Here is a 17,496-nt window from a genome sequence, read left to right as displayed (position 1 = left end):
ACACCACACACCTCTTGCATTAAGGTCACAGTTTCCTAAGAACCGCCTGATCTGTGTAGGACAGATCTGCGGTGTCGTCTCTAACGTGCGCCTCGAAAGGGATTGCACTGCAGTGACGATGACTAGCCACAAGCTCACCGCCGGAGACGGTTACCAGTACCTGATCCGGCAAGTCGCTGCTGTCGACACCACCGCGCGCGGCCGGGCCCCGCTGATCGACTACTACTCGACCAAAGGCGAATCTCCGGGCCGATGGGTGGGATCGGGTCTGGCATCGCTGTCCTCGACAAGGGCACGTCCGGTGCCCCCCGAAGACCTCGCGAAAGTTTGGGCCGTACCGGTTGATTCGCCGGTCACCGAGGCCCAAATGAAGGCCCTGTTCGGGGAAGGCTTGCACCCCAACGCCGATGCGATCACCAAGTATGTCGCCGAATGCGGCGTGCGCGGCCTCGCGGCCGCCGAAGCCGCCAAACTGGGCCGCAAGTTCCATATCCGCGACAGCGAAACCACCTTTGTGCGCGCCCTGGCAGTGGCCTACCGCGATCACAACGAAGAAGCCGGCCTGCACTGGAACGCGCCCATCGCCGCGCCCACGCGCGCCGCGATCCGCACCGTTGTCGCGCGCCGAATGTTCGCTGAGCAGTACAAGCGCGCGCCCGCCGACGATCGCGAACTCAGTGGGTTTATCGCGCGGGAAACTCGCGCGCGCACGACCGCGGTCGCCGGCTACGACTTGACGTTTTCGCCCGTGAAGTCAGTGTCGACGCTGTGGGCGATCGCACCGCGCGCCGTCGCAACAGTGGTAGAGGAATGTCACGACGTAGCGGTCGGTGATGCGCTGGCGTGGCTAGAAACTCACGCCGCATTTACCCGTTCAGGTAAGGGTGGTGTCGCCCAGGTCGACACCACCGGGCTGCTCGGGGCGGCGTTCACCCACCGCGATTCACGCGCTGGCGATCCTGATCTGCACACCCATGTCGCGATCTCCAACAAGGTCGCCACGGTGGGCCCTGACGGTGTGTTGCGTTGGCTGGCGCTTGACGGGCAGCCTGTGCACCAGTTCACCGTGGCCGCCTCCGAGCTGTACAACACGCGCCTGGAAGCCCACCTTGGACAGCGACTGCAGCTGCGGTTCGCTGATGTGGTCGGCGAGGGCCGCGGCAAGAGGCCGGTGCGTGAAATCGTGGGAATCTCAGTCGAGCTGATGGCCGCGTGGTCGTCGCGGCGGCTGGCCATCGAAGCCCGCACCGCCGATCTGGCCAAGCAGTTTCAAGCCGCCCACGGCCGCGAGCCGACCCACGTGGAAACCATCGCGTTGGCTCAACAAGCGACCCTAGAGACCCGCGAAGCCAAACACGAACCCCGATCATTCGCCGAGCAGCGCCACATGTGGCGCGGCCAAGCGATCGAGGTGCTCGGCGCTGTGCGGGAGCTGACCGCGATGCTGGGCACCGTCTTGTCCGCGCCGGCGCCCCAAATCGATGCTGTCGATGACGACTGGATCACCGCGCGCGCTGCCCAAGTCATCGCCACGGTTGCCCGGTCCCGCGCGACCTGGCAACGCCACCACGTGTTCGCCGAGGCGCAGCGCCTCGTTCGTGGCAGCGGGCACGCCGCCGACGAGACGCTGGCCGACAAGATCACCGAGACTGCTTTGGCCGAGCCGCTGTCGGTTCAGCACATCGATATCGACGACGGTGAAATGGGAGAACCTGCGCAGCTGCGTCGCCGCGATGGAACCAGCGTGCATAGCCGCCACGGCAGCGCTACCTACACCTCTCAGGAGCTGCTGGCCGCTGAGCGACGCATCGTTGCTGCCGCCCTCCGACGCGGCGGGCGCACGGTCGAGGACATCGATATCGAGCTGGCGCTGGCAGACTCGGCCGCACGCGATAAGCAACTCAACGAGGGCCAGGTCGCACTGGTCCGGGAAATGGCAAGCAGCGGGCGCCGAGTGGCGTTGGCGCTGGCCCCGGCCGGTACCGGGAAGACCACGGCGATGGCCGCGCTGTCGCATGCGTGGCGCTCCTCGGGCGCGACCATCGTCGGCTTAGCCCCCACCGCGGCGGCAGCCATCGAACTGGGCGAGGATCTGTCGGCCCCGACCGACACCATCGCCAAATACGTCTGGTCGGCCGACCCGGCCAGCGGGTCGAGTCGCTCTGCCCCACCGCCATGGTTCACCAACGTCGGACGCGACACGCTCATCATCATCGACGAGGCCGGCAAAGCCGGAACGCTCGAACTTGATGCGGTGATCACCCACGCCTTAGCCCGTGGCGCCAGCATCCGGCTGGTCGGTGATGACTGCCAACTCGCGTCGATCTCAGCCGGTGGCGTGCTGCGCAACATCGCCCACAAGACCGATTCACTGACGCTGTCTCAGTTGGTTCGCTTTGGCTCCACCGCCGAAAGCGCAGCGACCCTGGCGATCCGCAGAGGAGACCCCTCTGGACTCGGGTTTTACATCGACCACCAGCGTGTGCACGTCGGTGCCGATCAGACCGCCGCCGACATGGCCTACACCGCGTGGGCCGCCGACCTCGACGCGGGCCGCGATTCCCTCCTGTTAGCACCCACCAACGCCATCGTCGATACCCTCAACGCCCGAGCCCGACTCGATCGCCTCGCCGCGGCTGACCCGGCAACACGGCGCGGCCACGAAATCACCCTTTCTGATCGGCTTGCCGCCTCTCCCGGCGACCTTATTCGCACCCGCCGCAATGCCCGCCGGCTGCGCTTGAGCCCCACCGATTACGTGCGCAACGGCTACCGCTTCCAAATCCTGGAAATCCACCGAAACGGCAGCATCAAAGCCCGCCACCTCGGCAGCGGCCAAACAGTGCGCCTCCCCGCCCACTACGTCATAAAGCACGTCACCCTCGGCTATGCGGCAACCATTGACTCCGCACAAGGACTCACCGCCGGACACGCCTGCCACATCGTCGGTGCCGGGAGTCTCACTCGCCAACTGCTCTACGTGGCATTAACTCGCGGCCGCATCGAAAACCACATCTATCTATCCACCGCGGAATCCGACCCGCACCGGGTGTTGTCGCCCAAAGCAACTCACCCCGAAACGGCCGTCGATGTCCTGACCAAAACGCTGTCACGCGACGGCGCACAAGTCTCGGCCACCAGTGCCGCACGCGAAGCCCGCGACCCCTTCGTGCGGTTGGGCCCGGCCGCGGCGATGTACTACAACGCCTTGGGCGACGCCGCCCAGGCCCTGGCTTCCCCGGCCCTGCTGGCCCAACTGCACATCACCGCCGATCAGCTCTATCCAGGGTTGACCCGCGCCGAAGCATGGCCAGTGCTCTGCAAACACTTGGCGATCATCGGCGCCGACGGGCGCGACCCGTTCGCCACACTGACCGAGGCCGCCAGCGTAGGCGAGCTTTTCAGTGCCCACGATCCCGCCGCGGTGCTCGACTGGCGCATCGACCCCACCGGCGGACACTCTGCCGGTATCGGGCCGCTGCGCTGGCTGCCCGCCACTCCCACTTTGCTGGCCAACGACCCCGCATGGGAGAACTGCCTGACCGGTCGCGCCGTGCTGGTTGCCGAGCTGGCAGACCAGATCCGTGAAACCGTCACCCACCAATGGACACCGGCGACCGCGCCGGCCTGGGCCAAACCCGTGCTGGCCGCCAACCCCCAACTCGCCGCCGAAATCGCGGTCTTCCGCGCCGCCCACAACGTGGTTGCCGAAGACACCACCCTGCTCGGCCCACCCCAATACGCCGTGCGCGCCCGCACCATCCAAAAACTCCTCGAAAACCGGGCTCAAGCGGTGGTGCGCACCCAAAGCCCGCATGCTCGCCGCTTTGAGCAGCTGATCGACTCCATCGATCCGCGCATCCGCGCCGACGGGTACTGGCCCCAACTGGCCGCCCACCTCGCCCAAGCCGCCACCAGCCGGCCCGACCTGCCCGGCCTCGTTCGCGCGGCCGCCATCCAACGTCCGCTCCCCGACGAGCTGCCCGCCGCCGCGCTGTGGTGGCGTCTTGCCGCCGAACTCACGCCCGCGGCCACCGTCGATGCCCCCCACACCGGCCTGCGCCCTGCCTGGATCGCTGACTTGCACAACGTCTTTGGGTCAGCAACCGCGCAATCCATCGTCGCCGATCCCGCCTGGCCCGGCCTCGTCTCAGCTGTCAATGCCGCCGACCCCACCCGCTGGACCCCCGCCGACCTTCTTCACGTCGCCGCCGAGCACCTGGCCGACGTCGACCCCGACCACACCATCCCCGCCTACCAATACGCCCGCACCATCACCTACACCGTCGACCTGATCGGCGGCCACCACGACCACGCCGACCACCCGCTACCCGAACAACCCCCACTGCACCCCGAGGAAGAAGAACAACTTCCCCCCGACCCCCACGCAACCAGGATTGACATGCCTGCCACCGACCTGTCTACGCAACCGTGGCACCCCGAACTCGTTGAGCCCGACCCGACCAACACCCCGCTTGAGACCGCCGACGAACTCGCCGGCCTGGACTTCGACGACCTCCCCCGCCACCGCGTGGCACCCCCGCCACTGCCGGCCGCTCTGCTTGACCTCACCAGCTTGCGGACCCAATACCAGCAGGCGCTGGCCGACCATCAGGCCCTGCATGCCCGCGCCGCAATTGGTGACGGACCGGCAATGCGCCAAGCCACCCCGCGCATCCGCGAACTGCGCCAGCGCGCCGACGCCGACCGCCCCTACTTGATCGCCGTTCACGACGTGACCGCCGAATGGGCCGACGCCGAAGCCGAATACGAGACAGCGCTAAGCCATGTCGACTGGGCGCGCAACCAGCTCGACGAGCTGCATGCTCAACCTGACGTCGACCCACTTGACATCGCCTCGGCCAAACTCGATGTCCAACTGCGACTCATGGCACTCCCCGACACTGCGCCCGCCGAGCGCTATCAGGCTGCGCTTCGCGAAGCACTCGCGGCGCGTGCAAAGGCCGCCGGCGGCGCGGACCGCGTCATCAGCGGTGACGACGTCGACAACGTCATCGCCGAAGCACGATCCGAAGACGATCGCGCCGTGCTGGCCGCCCGCCGGCGCTCCAGCCAGCTGCGCCGTGACCTTGACCGCGCAGAACTGGCTGCCGCCGCCGCGTTCGCGGCCGCCGAAACCCGTTCGGCCGAGCACATCACCGCCCAACTCGGCCAACTGGCCATCGAGCTACGCGTGCTCGAAGCCGCCAGCCGCTTCCAACCGCACCGCCCCCTCAGCCTTGCCAACAGTGCCGCCGCCGACCTCTCCCCCGCCATAGCCGCCGCCATCACCAGCACCGCAAGGCTGCCCTTCGCCGTCACGGTCGTGCACGCCCAACCCTCGCCCGAGCGCCGCGCCGCCCTGCACACCCTGCACAGCGCGGCTGCAGCCTCCGAACGAAAGATCCTGTGGTGCAGCCCTACTCGCGAACAAGCCGAGGACGCCGTGACCAACGAGCTCGCCGACACCGCTGCCACCATCACCGAAACCCACGCCACCATCACCAACAAAAAGTCGCAGTCGCCGTTACCCCCCGGCAGTCTCATCATCATCGACGACGCCGCCAGCGCCGACCCTGCAATAATCGCCGACCTCGCCGAACACGCCGCGGCCAACCAGTCCGGCCTTGTCCTGCTCGACACGACCGGCCAAACGTGGCCACCCAAGCCTGCCCAGCGGCTCCTGCGACTCGTCGCCACCGAATTACCCTGGACGACAACCATCGGCGCGCCCCCAACGTCGGCTGTCATCAACCGCGGGACCCCGCCCGACCTCGACCCCGCGCTCACCCAGGCAGGGCGCCTGCACCCAGCCATACTCGACGAGCGACTGCGCGACAGCCTCGCACGCGCCGCCCAGCTCCACGCCACCATCCACGCCGCCTACCAGCGACACCTTGAGGCCACCTGGCTTCGCGAACGCGGCCCCCACGCCAAGCAACAATCTCCAGAAATCGGCATCACCGATGACTGAGTGATCTGCTTAGAACAGGGATCCGTTCCGTTCGGGGTCTCTCGCAGCCAAATTACCGACTCGTCGTCGTCCCCACCGTGCTACGACGCGCGGACGTGGGCAACCGGTTTTGTCGCCGCTCGGCGACGACGCGATAAATAGTTGAGCCAACCACAACCAATTCGGTGTTATACTTGATTTGAGAACAACTATTTCTGGAGGCAACCGTGCGTCTTGGCGGAATATCGGAGGTGGCCGAGGAGCTCGGCGTGAGCACTCAGCGCATCGCGACACTGCGGCAGCGAAACGACTTCCCCGACGCGGTGGGGGAGATTGCGCAGGGCCCTATCTGGGACCTCGATGTTGTCGCTGGATGGAACAGCTCAGGCCTCCGTCAGACCAAGGCCGGCAGGCCGAAGTCGGACGAGAAGACCCGCACGCTGGGTGGGCGATTCCTGCTGGAACACGCTCGGATCGGTGGTGGCGGCTTCGCCGACGTCTTCCGTGCCACCGACCGCAAGACCAGCGAACTGGTCGCCGTCAAAGTGCTGAAGGACACCGTCGCGGTTGACCCCGAAGCCATCAAGAGGTTTCGGCGTGAGCTTCGGCTCCTCGAAGACCTGCACCACCCCAACGTTATTTCGGTGCTTGCCCACGGCGAGACCGACGACGACAACATCTGGTATGCGATGCCGTTGGCGCAGGGCAGCCTGACCGACTACGTCGACACGGTGGGCGGCCAAGCGCGATTGATCGTCGACATCATGCGTCAGATCTGCACGGGGCTCGGTTACGTCCATGATCGGGGCATCTATCACCGAGATCTCAAGCCGGCCAACGTTTTGCGGCTGAGCAACGGCGATTGGGCGGTATCGGATTTCGGGCTTGCCGTTGAGGCCGAGCGGCACACCGACCCGCTGACCTCAACGCTGCGACAAGGGTTGGGCACGTGGGTCTACACAGCACCGGAGCAGTGGCAACGGGCCCGAAGCGCCGACCACCGTTCCGACATCTACGGTCTGGGCAAGATCCTGCAGGAGCTCGTGACTCAGGACTTCCCAGTGAACAACGAGGTGGAGCCCGGCCCGCTGCGACCTGTCATCGAGACCGCGATCGCCAACTCGCCTGATCGCCGTTACCAGTCGATCGAGCACTTCATGAATGCACTCGAGCGTGCTGTTGATGCACACGAGGAATACGTGGCCAACGAGTCGAAGGAAGAGGCAGCGGAGCGCCTGCAGGACCGCATGCGCAGTCCGTCGGTCGCCGACGCGGACTTGATCGAGATGATCGAGTGGGCAGCCGCGTTGGATGAGTCCAGCCACGACGACATGCACGTGCTGACCCGAGTGCTGCCCTGGTGCACTCGAGGGTCCGTCAAATTCCTCTGGAGCGAACAGCGGGGCGCGTTCCAGCGCGTCTACCAGCGGTTCACCGACTTTCTGAGGCATGGGAACTTCTCGTTCGAGTACTGCGACGTGCTGGCTGACTTCACCCGCATTGTCGTGGCCGAGACGAAGGACTCCAGCGTGATGCGGATGAGCGTGGGCGCGCTCGCGTCGCTGGGGCCCCGCCACAACCGGTGGCACGTGCGTGACGTCCTGGTCAAGATCCTGCAGGAGGTCAAGTCTGACGAGATGGCCTCGGCAGCAGTGGAAGCGTTGCGGGCGGCCGACGCCGATGACGTCGAGTGGTCGATCAGCGATTTCGCGATCCGCACGCTGCCCCCCGCGATCCGTAGCGGCGTCGAGAAGCTGCGGCCTCCGAAGAGTTCCGCATCCTGAACCAGATCGCCTTGCCGACAACGTTTTCCACAAAAGGGGTAGCTTTATGAAAATCGACCAGTACGTCACCCTGCGACCCACCGTGACGGGCAATGCGTCCTTGCGCGAGCCGCAGATCGAGGCATACGAAACGCTCACCGGGCACGACTTCGACGCTCCCGAGGGCCGCGAAGTCTCCGTCGTGCTGCCGGTGGGCTGCGGGAAGTCAGGCCTCCTGGCTCTCACGCCGTTCGCCGCACAGTCTCACCGCGCACTGCTGGTCGCACCGAACCTCAAGATCGCCGACCAGCTGCTGAAGGATCTGACACCTAGCGACCCGAAGTTCTTCTACCTTAAGCGCAAAGTGTTGGACTCCGCGCCGTTCCCAGAGCCCGCAGAAATCCGAGGCACGTCGACCAACGTCACCGATCTCGAAGTGGCTGACATCGTGGTGACGAATATTCATCAGCTCCAGCGAGCCGAAAACACCTGGCTTGCAAAGCTTCCTGCCGACTTCTTCGATCTGATCATGTTCGACGAAGGCCATCACAACGTGGCCGAGAGCTGGGACACTCTGCGGCGGCACTTCCCGGACGCACGCATCGTGAACGTGAGCGCCACCCCCGGTCGTGCCGACGGGCGAATCATGGCCGGTGAAATCATCTACAGCTACCCCATCTCTCGCGCGGTGGAGAAGGGATACGTCAAGCGCATCAACGGCTACCGCCTCAACCCGACCACGCTGCACTACGTCCGGCGCCCTGACGACAACACCGAAGTCGAGGTGTCCTTGGAAGAGGTCCGCCGCCTCGGCGAGCGCGACGCAGGCTTCCGGCGCAGCGTCGTGAGCTCAGACGCCACCCTCACCACCATCGCCGAGGCCTCCCGCCAGAAATTGTTCGAGCTGCGGGAAAAGACCGGCGAGGCCAGGCTTAAGATCATTGCGGCGGCGTTGAACATGGAGCACTGCAAACAGGTCGTCGCCAAGTTCCGCGAACTGGGGCTCCGCGCCGACTTCGTTCACAGCCTGATCGAAGGCAAGAGCAAAGCGAACGAGCGAGTTTACCAGCGGTTGGAGAACCACGAACTCGACGTGATCGTACAGGTGCGCAAACTCGGTGAAGGATACGACCACCCGTATCTCAGCGTCGCCGCTGTCTTCAGCATCTTCAACAACCTCAGCCCTTTCATGCAGTTCGTGGGGCGCATCATGCGGGTGATTCCAGATGTTGACCCCTTCGATGCCGTCAACGATGGCGTCGTCGTTTTTCACGTCGGCGGCAACATCACCGGGGTCTGGAACGACTTCCAGGAGTTCGCCGAAGCAGACCAAGAGTTCTTCGCGCAGCTCATCGACGAGACCGTTGTTGAACCCCTGCCCACTCGCGAACCCCCACCTGGAGGTGGCCAGAACGCTCCGCTGCCGGTGATCACTGGCCAGGCCGACATCCAACTCGAAAACCTGACCCTGATCGCCCTCAGCGCCGACCCAGATGTTGCGCAGGCCCTGACCGTGCTCAAGGAAAAGGGTATCGACACCGGAGTCAAATTCGATCAGCTACAACGCGTCCAGCCCACCAAACAACAGACACGTCGATCCAAAAAGACCCTGCTCGACGATTTGGTGAAGAACGAGGCTGGCAAGTTTCTGGCCAAACACAGCCTCAATCGCGTTGGCCGCGAGCTGGACCGCACCCGGGAGAACTTCGTCACCGTGAAATCGGCCATCGACAGGCGGATCAAGACAATGGTTCCCAGCGGTGCCACCAATAGGAAGGATTACACCGCGGACGACTGCGACTACCTCATCGCGCGGTTGCCTCAGATCGTTGCTGCGGTCGAGGAGGAACTGCGACATGGGTAAGCCCCGCTCACTGCTGCGAACGCTGTCGATTGGCACGGCAGGACGACGGCACCCGTGTCGGTCAGACAAAAACCACGTGCTCAATAAGGGCGACCCGATACTTATCGTCAAGGTCGACCGTGACACTGCCCACTACTGCAGCGATTGCGCTCGAACGTTCATCAACACCGCCCGACAACAGCTGTCTGCCCTTGAAGAAGAGCTCGGGCGAACAACCCCGCCAAGCAGCTGACATCCAGAGTCGCACTCAGGATCCCGTCCACCTCTCTAATCGTCGGGGACAGCCTTACAGACCTCCGATGGTTCTGGCGTGCCAAGGCGGTAGTCCGTGATGTCGGGCTCGTCGACCACAGGTCCCATCGCAGTCGCGACTCTCGGCAGCGCGGAAAGCATTGTGAGAGCGTCGAAGCGGTCACGGTCGCGACTCATATCGTCGTAGACGATCTGAAGGTCCGAGGTGGGCAGTTGTTGCTGCAGTTCTTCGAAGGCTGCGGCTGCCGCGCCCGGCTCGGGCAGGCCCGACCGGACTACCCAGACATCTAGATCGCCAGGTGTGATAGCGGATGCAGCCAAGTGCGAGGTAGTCGATGAACGTCGCACCGACGAGCTCACGGCCGGCGACCACCACGAGGCCATGCTGACCCACGTCCACCTGGACAGCATCCCCAGCATCAGTGTGGCCTACAACGATCCGCATTTCAGCGCCCACGATGGGCTTAGGGCGTGACGAGCTCAAAGGCCGCCAGGACGTCGGTGAGGGCAGCGTCCATGTCTGCCAGCGTGATTGTGCTAATGCTGCTCAGGTCGGCGGTGAGCAAGTCCACCGTCGGGTCCGCTGCGATGCGGGCTTTGGCTTTGCGCAGGGCTTGTTCAATGACGGTTCGGGCGAACCGGCCGTTGGCGGCGACATCGATGAGCATGTGTGGTTCACCGGGGCGTGTACTTGGCGTGTTGCATAGCCACTCAGCGTTGCTGCTGAAGCGCGAAAGAGCGGAGGGTTCGATGGCCACATGGAACCGCGCTGCGAACAGCTCAGCGATCCGTACCAGGTCGTCGGTGTCGCAGGAGGTGAATTCGAGCTGGAACGGGAACCGTGACCGCAGTCCCGGGTTAGCGCTCAAAAGCCGGTTCATTGGGCTGGCGTAGCCAGCCATGGCGATCATTGTGTCGTGGCGATGGTCTTCTGCCCACTTCATGATGACGTCAACGGCGATGTGGCCGAAATCGCGCTCATTATCCGGTTTGTAGAGTTCGGGTGCCTCGTCGATGAACAGTGCACAGCCTTTGGCAGCTTGCAAGATCGCTGATGTTTTCTTCTCGGTGCCACCGATGTGCTCGTCGACAAGATCCTTGCGGGAGACTTCGATGAATTCTGGCGATTCGAGGATGCCCAGGCCGAAATACATCTCGCAAATCAGCCGTGCTATCGAGGTTTTCGCGGTCCCCGGCGGGCCGACCAGAGTCATGTGCAAGGTGTCGCGCTCACCGATCTGGACGCCGCGCTCGGCCATCTTCTGGTCGTAGACCTTGACGAACTTGAGTTCCTTGACATGCTCTTTGACGCGGCGGAGCCCAATGAATTCGTCGAGTTCGCGTTCGGCGCGCTCCAGCACACGTACGGCTTCCTTGCGTTGCCGGGCTCTGCGCAGGTCGGCCACGCTCGGTCCAGAATCCGGGTCCCACCGATTGGACCGGGCGGCAATCACGTCTGGGGTCGTGACGGTGACGCCGTAGCCGGGGTCATCGAGCGCGGCGGCGGCGTCCGGGCGCAGTTGACCGTCTACGCTGGCTGCGCTGAACTCTTTGCGGGCGGCGGCCTCGTCCCCCAACGCGCGGTGGCACAAGCCGCGATATACGGCCGCCTCGGCCAGCAGGTGCGAGGTATCGATGCCGCTCTGGTCGAGCTTGGCCTGGTCGGCCTGCGTCACGACGGATGTCAATGTGGCCAGCGCCGCCTCGAACTGTCCCAGCCCGGTTTGGGCGATTCCTTTGAGCAGCCGTGTGGCGGCCTCCACGATTCCACCGCTGCTCGACGAGGCCTGCGAGGTCCACGTCAACAAGTCTGGCCAGCGGCGCGTCAGGAAAAACATTGTGGCCCCGATGAACCGGTGTATCTGCGCTTGCGCGGGCTCGACGGTGAGGTCAACCCCGTCGAGGATCTTTTCGGCCTGGTCGTAGTCGCCTTGGCTAACAAGTGTCGCCGCGTAGGCGATGGTGATCCCGGTCGGAGTGTGCGGGTAAAGGTCAATGAGGAATGGCGTAGACACGGTTGGCGCTAGCGCAGAATCTGCCAGGCCAATCCGACGCGTTTCGCGATGCAAAGTCGATAGCGCATCATATGCGCCGCGCATGGTGTTAAGGCTGACGTCGCCAGCAACCGCCAACCCCATCCACGCGTCGCACATGCCGGGATCCATGTCGGTGGCCTGCGTGAAGGCTTCGCGCGCTCCCGCGTGATCGGCCACGGGCCCACCGAAGCCCAGGCGGCTAATCCCGATGTCGAAATAGTCACGGGCACTCACTGGTGATAGTCCCTTGCTCGTGGTCGAGGTGGTGACGGAAATTCTACGGGCGACTCAGACAGCTCGAACGATCGCTGCTGCTCAGATGATGTATCTAGCGGCAGGCCGGGGTCCTCATCAGGGGTTGCCGACGGGGGCGCCTGGTGGCGACCCACGCCCTGGGCCGGGCGGCGCGGATGGCTCGGTAGCGATGGCAGCCCATCTGAGCCGGCCATCGGCGCCACCTCGCCTTGATCTGGTTCCCCTGGCTGGCCGTTGCTGAGGGCATTGGACGCCGCCAGGTGCGGGCTGGTGTCGCTGTCCGGGACGCCTTGTTGGGACCCGGGGTCTGAGCCGTTGCGGTGGTGGTGTCCGCGGATGTGCTGGACGGTCTTTTCGGTGATGACGGCGGGAATCACCACCTCTGGCGCGGCGGCCGCGGCGGCGCCTTCTGCCGCTGTGGCGCCGGCCCCCTCTGCTGCCGCAGCCGCGGCATGTCCACCTGCGGTCGCCGCGGCCTCGCTCGCCCCGGCCTTTTCTGCTGCCATCCGGGTGGTGGTGGCCCCGGTCGTCCGGGTCGCCGTGGTCTCCTCCTCACCGCGCATCCGGCTGGGCCGAGGTTTGACCGCATCGAACCCCGGCGTTGAGGTGTCGGCGTCGCCGTTAGAACCGTCATCGTCGCCGGCGCCATCGCTATCGCCGCGTCGCGCGACCCGTCGAAACAGCCCGCGCGCTTTGCGTCCCGCCTCGGCGTAATCGTTGTACTCATCGCGCACAGCGCCGCTTGTGGAGCACCACGCCCCAGTGATGTGGTGGGCGATCGTGCCCAAACTGTCTGTGTAGAAATGCTTGTCGATGTAATGGAACAAGAAGATGCCTACGACCGAACCCAGGCTCACCAACAACAGGCGCGGGACCGCGGTGGCGCCATGCCCCAGTTGCGGCGTGGTGAGCGCCCACCCCATCCCGACCGCACTCAACGCCAAAAAGACAGTGAAGATCATCATCTCGACGCCATGCAACAACACCTGCGAGACGCAGCGCACCGCGTATTTCTTGCCGCGCTGCCAACCGCTCATGCCGACCATCGCCGCGGGAACCACCACGATGCAGTAGTAGGTGGCTTTGGCACCGACCAGCAACGTGCTCACCCCGACGTACCAGATGAACAGGCCGATCCAAAACGCGGCGAACAAGAACACCAGCCCCAGCACAAAGTCGTTGGCCCCCAATTGTTGAGCGTGCGCCAAGGCTTGGGGAGCACCGCATCCGGCCATCGCGTGCGCCGGTCCAGGACCTTGGCTATGCGCGGCCAAGATGGCCTGGGACCAGGCCTGGCGGCAGGTGCCCACATCATCAACGACCATGCCGAAGTTCTGTAACTGTAGAGCTGGTCGCGCCGTCGAAGACACCAGCTGCGCCAGCAGGGCGTCGAGCTGGGTATCCAATGACTGGCCCGGAGCGTACGAACTCTGGCGGGCGTCCTGGGCGATCTGAAAGCCTGTCGCTCGACCCATGCCCAGCAGGCCGTGATCGCTGACTAGATCGTCAATGGGGTCACGAAAGACCGTCCACACCAATGCAGCTAGCACCGCGGCGGTGCCTAGCAGATTGCGGGCCTGGGCCGGCCGCCCTCGCTGTTGGTGATACCCCGCCAACACCACACAAACCGCGACCGCCAATGGCCCCAGCCACATCTGGTTGACGAGCATGTTCACTGTAGCGAAAACGGGGCGCCCGATTTGAACGAGGGCCAAGAGCCACGAGCTCGACATTGCAAATCGCAGAAGCCACAGCGCAATCCCGATAGCGAATACGACAAGAGCAGCTTCATTGGTCAGCCACCAGGCTGCGGTGGTATGCGCGATCGCGGTTTGGGTGGCTTTGACGATCCACGACCCCCACGATTCGGGATCGAACGCGCTGACGTGTTGGCCGTTGTTGAAGGTGGCTTCGGTGGTATCGACCATCGAGAGGAAGTAGTCAGCGATCGGCACGTTGTCCAAGTCATGCAGTCCCGTCCACCCCAGAGCAGCGGCACCCACCGCCGCCGAGGCTTTAGGTGCGGCCACCACCGCCCACAGACACAGCACGTAGACACCTGTCATCGCGCCGATCACGCGGCGCAACCGTGGGTGCTCAACTAGCCAGACTGCGAGGGAATCGCTGGCAGTCATGCGATCACCGATGCGGTGCTATCGAATGCGCGTGCCTGCTCTTCGGTTGGCGCGCCGAAAAATTGAACGCGTGCGGGACGTCCAAGTTCGTCGACTAAGAATCCCTCGCCGAGTCGGGCACGATCGACCGCCCCGGCCTCGGTGGCGTAGCCGCCCCATTCCCCGCGATCAGAGAACACGTCTTCATCAGCGGTGGAGCCAGGACTGGTGTCCTCGCTTAGTGCGCTGACAAGCTCTGGATACATTTCTGGGTCGATGCGCGCCCACTTCAGTGTCGCGTAGGCCAGTTCAGGGTCTTGAACACGAAAGATCCATTTTTGTGTGACAAACTCATCCCCCATGCGGGCAAGGTCCCTGAAATCCTGTGTGATGAACCAGATTCCACTCGCGTGCTTACGGCCCCGCCGAGTGAATTTGTGCGCAATGCGTGCCGTGGTGGGAAAGGCAAGCAGTTCGGCGCACTCCTCGAAGATCATGACGTCGAATACGTCGAGGCGGTCGAACATGTATCGCTGCTCTAGCTCAATGAGCAGGCCATAGATAGCCATTCCGGCGCGCTGGGTCCCCGACAGTTTCGCGTAGAGATCGGCGTTGGTGAGATCCTCGGTGCTGGGCAAGCCCAGGTTGCCGGTCAGGTAGACCGTGGCCGGGGAGTCTTCTGGCCGGTAGGGCGGCAAGTGGTCATCGAAAAGCCCGGGAAAATCCTCCTGGGCTGTTTCTAAGCGCAGCAGCAACTCGTCGTTGTCGGCGTCCGGCTGTGAACGCAGATAGTCCAGCAGTGTGCGGTGGCTCGTAATCCCTTGCCTGGCCCGGGTTTCCGGTCGCACCAAACGTCGGTAACGCTTGGCAAGCAGGCTGTCATAAGACAGCCCAATCCAGGGCAGGATGTGCGAGGCCGCGATGCGCCCTGCCAGGTGCGCTGGGAAGATCACCAGCGGGTCATACAAGTACTGCGGCGTTGTCGGGTCGATGAACCGTACACCCTCGATGGGTGTGAGGGCCTGCTTCCATTCAGCGATTGTGTCTGGCTCGAACACCACAACGCGTCCGCCACGCAGGATCAGTTCATACGCCGAGAGTTTGGTGCGGTTGGACTTCCCGCCGCCGGGATCGCCGACGACGGCCAGCCCGGTGTTCTTGTTTCGGCGCGCAGTTCCCTCGGGATCGTGAAGGATGATCGCCGGTCGCATCGTGGTCTGGTCGATGGCCAGCGCACTGCCCTTGACGTTGCCCACGCGGCCCGAAATCAGCGGCAAGAACAGCGACCACTTATGTGCGCTGGTGGGATTGCGAAATTCATCGAGCGGGCAGGTGTTTTCACTTCCGGTATTGAATGCCTTCCACAGCAACGCCTGGGCGCCACGGTGGCGTTTGACAGCGATGCCGACTGTGTCAAGCTCCTGGCGGACCTGTTTGACCGCATCCTCCAAGACCCGCGGTGAGTCGGCACCGACCGCAATCATCACCGTGTGGTCAAGCTCGCGTTCGGCGGGATTGCCGTTCAGATGCGATGTGTAGGCCCGCGTGCGCGCTAGCTTCCTTGGCAATTCGTCGTTTTCAGCTCCGCGGTGACCACGCTGACGCATCTGGTCTTTGATGTTTTTGGTGTAGCGGAAATTGCGGGCTTGCGCATCCTGGGGTGTGCGAATGTAAATATGTTGGGTCCACTCAATACTGGCCTGGGTGTTCACGTTGAGCAGCGCATTCAGATACGAAGCGCGTGGAAAGGCCAGGCCTGTCTCCGGGAAGTGCTCGACGGTCAAAAACGACTGGTAGCTCGATCTGCAGGTGGGCTCGTGGGGATCATAGACGCGAACCAAGGCTTTGAAACTGGGTCGCCACCATGGCCGCCCGGCGTTGTCGCCTTCATCGAAAGCGATGGTAGGGAAATCGTGAGCGCTCAGTGAGGACGGCCCCGTGCTGGCCGCTGGCATCGGCTCATGGATGACGCCGAGCATGGCGCGATGTCGCCGATACCAATGGATTTGCGCTGGACTAGCCGCGCGAACGTGAAACTCATCAGGTAGGGCACCACAGATCTGGCGGGCAACACTGGCGTAGTGCTGAATCGATGTGCTTGAGTCTTTGTCACGCCCGCTGACCCAGTCCCAAGCCCGCCTGCCCTGTCCGAGCGGTGTGCGTCCCGCGGTGCCAGCATCGACTGGCACCGTTAGCCAAAACCGTGGGCGCACGGGACCGCGATATCCCTTGGTGATCCACTTGTTCGCTTGGGCGATAGTTGGGACCCAGTGCTTGCACTGCCCAATCCATGTCGACTTGTTGGTGTGCGGACCCACCATTGCCCGCATGATGGCGTTTTGGTCCTCGGCGACCAGCAACCCGCGCACTTGCGAGCCTGAGGGCAGGTAGCGCCCCAAGTTCCGCGTCAGCCTGGCGGCTCGCCGGTGGACGTCAAGCGAGCGCATATTGACCGACAAACCATCGATCAAGAATTCGGCATAGACGCCTCCGCCGGTGAAGACCAGATTGTCCTCGACACGTTCAGGAGGGTCAAAACTGGAGTCAACACGCAGCTTCCTCTCAGCGGCACGAGGCTGCGAGGTGATCAGGTGAGGTGGCCGAATAGTGTTGCGGGCAAAAACGAGACGTGCTGAAAGAGATGGACGTCCCTTGGGCAAAAGTAGCCGCATCAGCCCAACGGTCACCACACAGAGCACCACCCCGCCGGCGAGGACCGGAAGCGTGGTTCCGGCGGGCTGGCTGTCGACCCATAGCAGCGTGGGACCCGCGATCGCGGCAATGGCCACCCATTCCACCCCGCGGTAGGGCCCGCCGGGCCATTCCTGCCCGGGAGCGGCTTCCCCGATCTGGATGTCGATGTCGCGGATGCCCGACCACGCTTCGGCCTTGTCGACGGGCCGTGGTGGGGCAACTGGGCCGGTGGTCACCATCCGCGGGTATTGGAGTGGCCAACGCTGCCGGGCAGGTGCTCAAATTCCTGGTTACCGCGCTGATACAGCCCGACGATGTGGGCTACGACAACTGCAAGAGCCACCCCGCCGGCGATTGCCGACAATCCGGCACCGGTGCCGCGCTTCCAATGGTCTCTCATACCGCGCACGATGCCGCTGCCCAGGAAGTATGTGCCGCCGACTGCGACGATGATGTAAAGCACTTCGTGGCTCATGTTGATCACGCCGGCCCCGGCAGCCACATTTGTCGTGTGGGTAGCCAACGTCTGTAATGTTAGCTGTCTAATCATGATCAATCCCTCTTT

General features: G+C 64.0%; 8 protein-coding genes. 4 read left to right on the top strand and 4 right to left on the bottom strand.

Annotated features, from left to right (window positions below; genetic code table 11):
- The first annotated feature begins 118 nt into the window (after positions 1–118).
- From mobF to G6N48_RS23325, 4 genes are all read left to right on the top strand, one after another.
- The gene (mobF, locus tag G6N48_RS23340; RefSeq protein WP_232066822.1) at positions 119–5,974 is read left to right on the top strand and encodes a MobF family relaxase; all 5,856 of its coding nucleotides are present in this window, start codon (positions 119–121) and stop codon (positions 5,972–5,974) included.
- Between the two features lie 248 nt (positions 5,975–6,222).
- Positions 6,223–7,737 (top strand): serine/threonine-protein kinase, encoded by a 1,515-nt coding sequence (locus G6N48_RS23335; RefSeq protein ID WP_197083339.1) that lies wholly within the window; start codon positions 6,223–6,225, stop codon positions 7,735–7,737.
- A 46-nt stretch (positions 7,738–7,783) separates the two neighbouring features.
- Complete coding sequence (locus tag G6N48_RS23330) at positions 7,784–9,580, top strand: DEAD/DEAH box helicase (protein WP_007172175.1); 1,797 nt, start codon at positions 7,784–7,786, stop codon at positions 9,578–9,580.
- Positions 9,581–10,133: 553 nt separating this feature from the next.
- Entirely contained in the window at positions 10,134–10,307 is a 174-nt protein-coding gene (locus G6N48_RS23325; RefSeq protein ID WP_154074410.1) for a hypothetical protein, read from the top strand.
- Here the strand turns inward: G6N48_RS23325 and G6N48_RS23320 are convergent.
- The 4 genes from G6N48_RS23320 to G6N48_RS23305 are packed head-to-tail and all read right to left on the bottom strand — an operon-like array spanning position 10,297 to position 17,454.
- Positions 10,297–12,102 carry an AAA family ATPase gene (locus G6N48_RS23320; RefSeq protein ID WP_007172172.1) on the bottom strand — a complete coding sequence of 602 codons (1,806 nt, stop codon included), beginning with the start codon at positions 12,100–12,102 and terminating at the stop codon, positions 10,297–10,299. The two genes, G6N48_RS23325 and G6N48_RS23320, sit on opposite strands and share 11 nt — an antisense overlap.
- The gene (locus tag G6N48_RS23315) at positions 12,099–14,258 is read right to left on the bottom strand and encodes a hypothetical protein (RefSeq protein ID WP_007172171.1); all 2,160 of its coding nucleotides are present in this window, start codon (positions 14,256–14,258) and stop codon (positions 12,099–12,101) included. The genes G6N48_RS23320 and G6N48_RS23315 overlap by 4 nt, the downstream gene beginning before the upstream one ends.
- Positions 14,255–17,170, bottom strand: a complete 2,916-nt coding sequence (locus G6N48_RS23310) for an ATP-binding protein (protein ID WP_225325408.1) — start codon at positions 17,168–17,170, stop codon at positions 14,255–14,257. Before G6N48_RS23310 ends, G6N48_RS23315 begins: the two co-directional genes overlap by 4 nt.
- On the bottom strand, positions 17,164–17,454 hold the full coding sequence (locus G6N48_RS23305) for a hypothetical protein (protein ID WP_225325409.1): 291 nt from the start codon (positions 17,452–17,454) through the stop codon (positions 17,164–17,166). Before G6N48_RS23305 ends, G6N48_RS23310 begins: the two co-directional genes overlap by 7 nt.
- Positions 17,455–17,496: the final 42 nt, after the last annotated feature.

The sequence above is a fragment of the Mycobacterium parmense genome (genome assembly GCF_010730575.1).
GTDB classification, from domain to species: domain Bacteria; phylum Actinomycetota; class Actinomycetes; order Mycobacteriales; family Mycobacteriaceae; genus Mycobacterium; species Mycobacterium parmense.
The sequence above is the reverse complement of the archived record's forward strand: the minus strand, read 5'-3'. Positions and strand labels throughout refer to the sequence as shown.

Coding starts and splice junctions, on each gene's coding strand:
- mobF (WP_232066822.1), top strand. CDS start 119: ATGACTAGCCACAAGCTCACCGCCGGAGACGGTTACCAGTACCTGATC.
- G6N48_RS23310 (WP_225325408.1), bottom strand. CDS start 17,170: ATGGTGACCACCGGCCCAGTTGCCCCACCACGGCCCGTCGACAAGGCC.
- G6N48_RS23330 (WP_007172175.1), top strand. CDS start 7,784: ATGAAAATCGACCAGTACGTCACCCTGCGACCCACCGTGACGGGCAAT.
- G6N48_RS23315 (WP_007172171.1), bottom strand. CDS start 14,258: ATGACTGCCAGCGATTCCCTCGCAGTCTGGCTAGTTGAGCACCCACGG.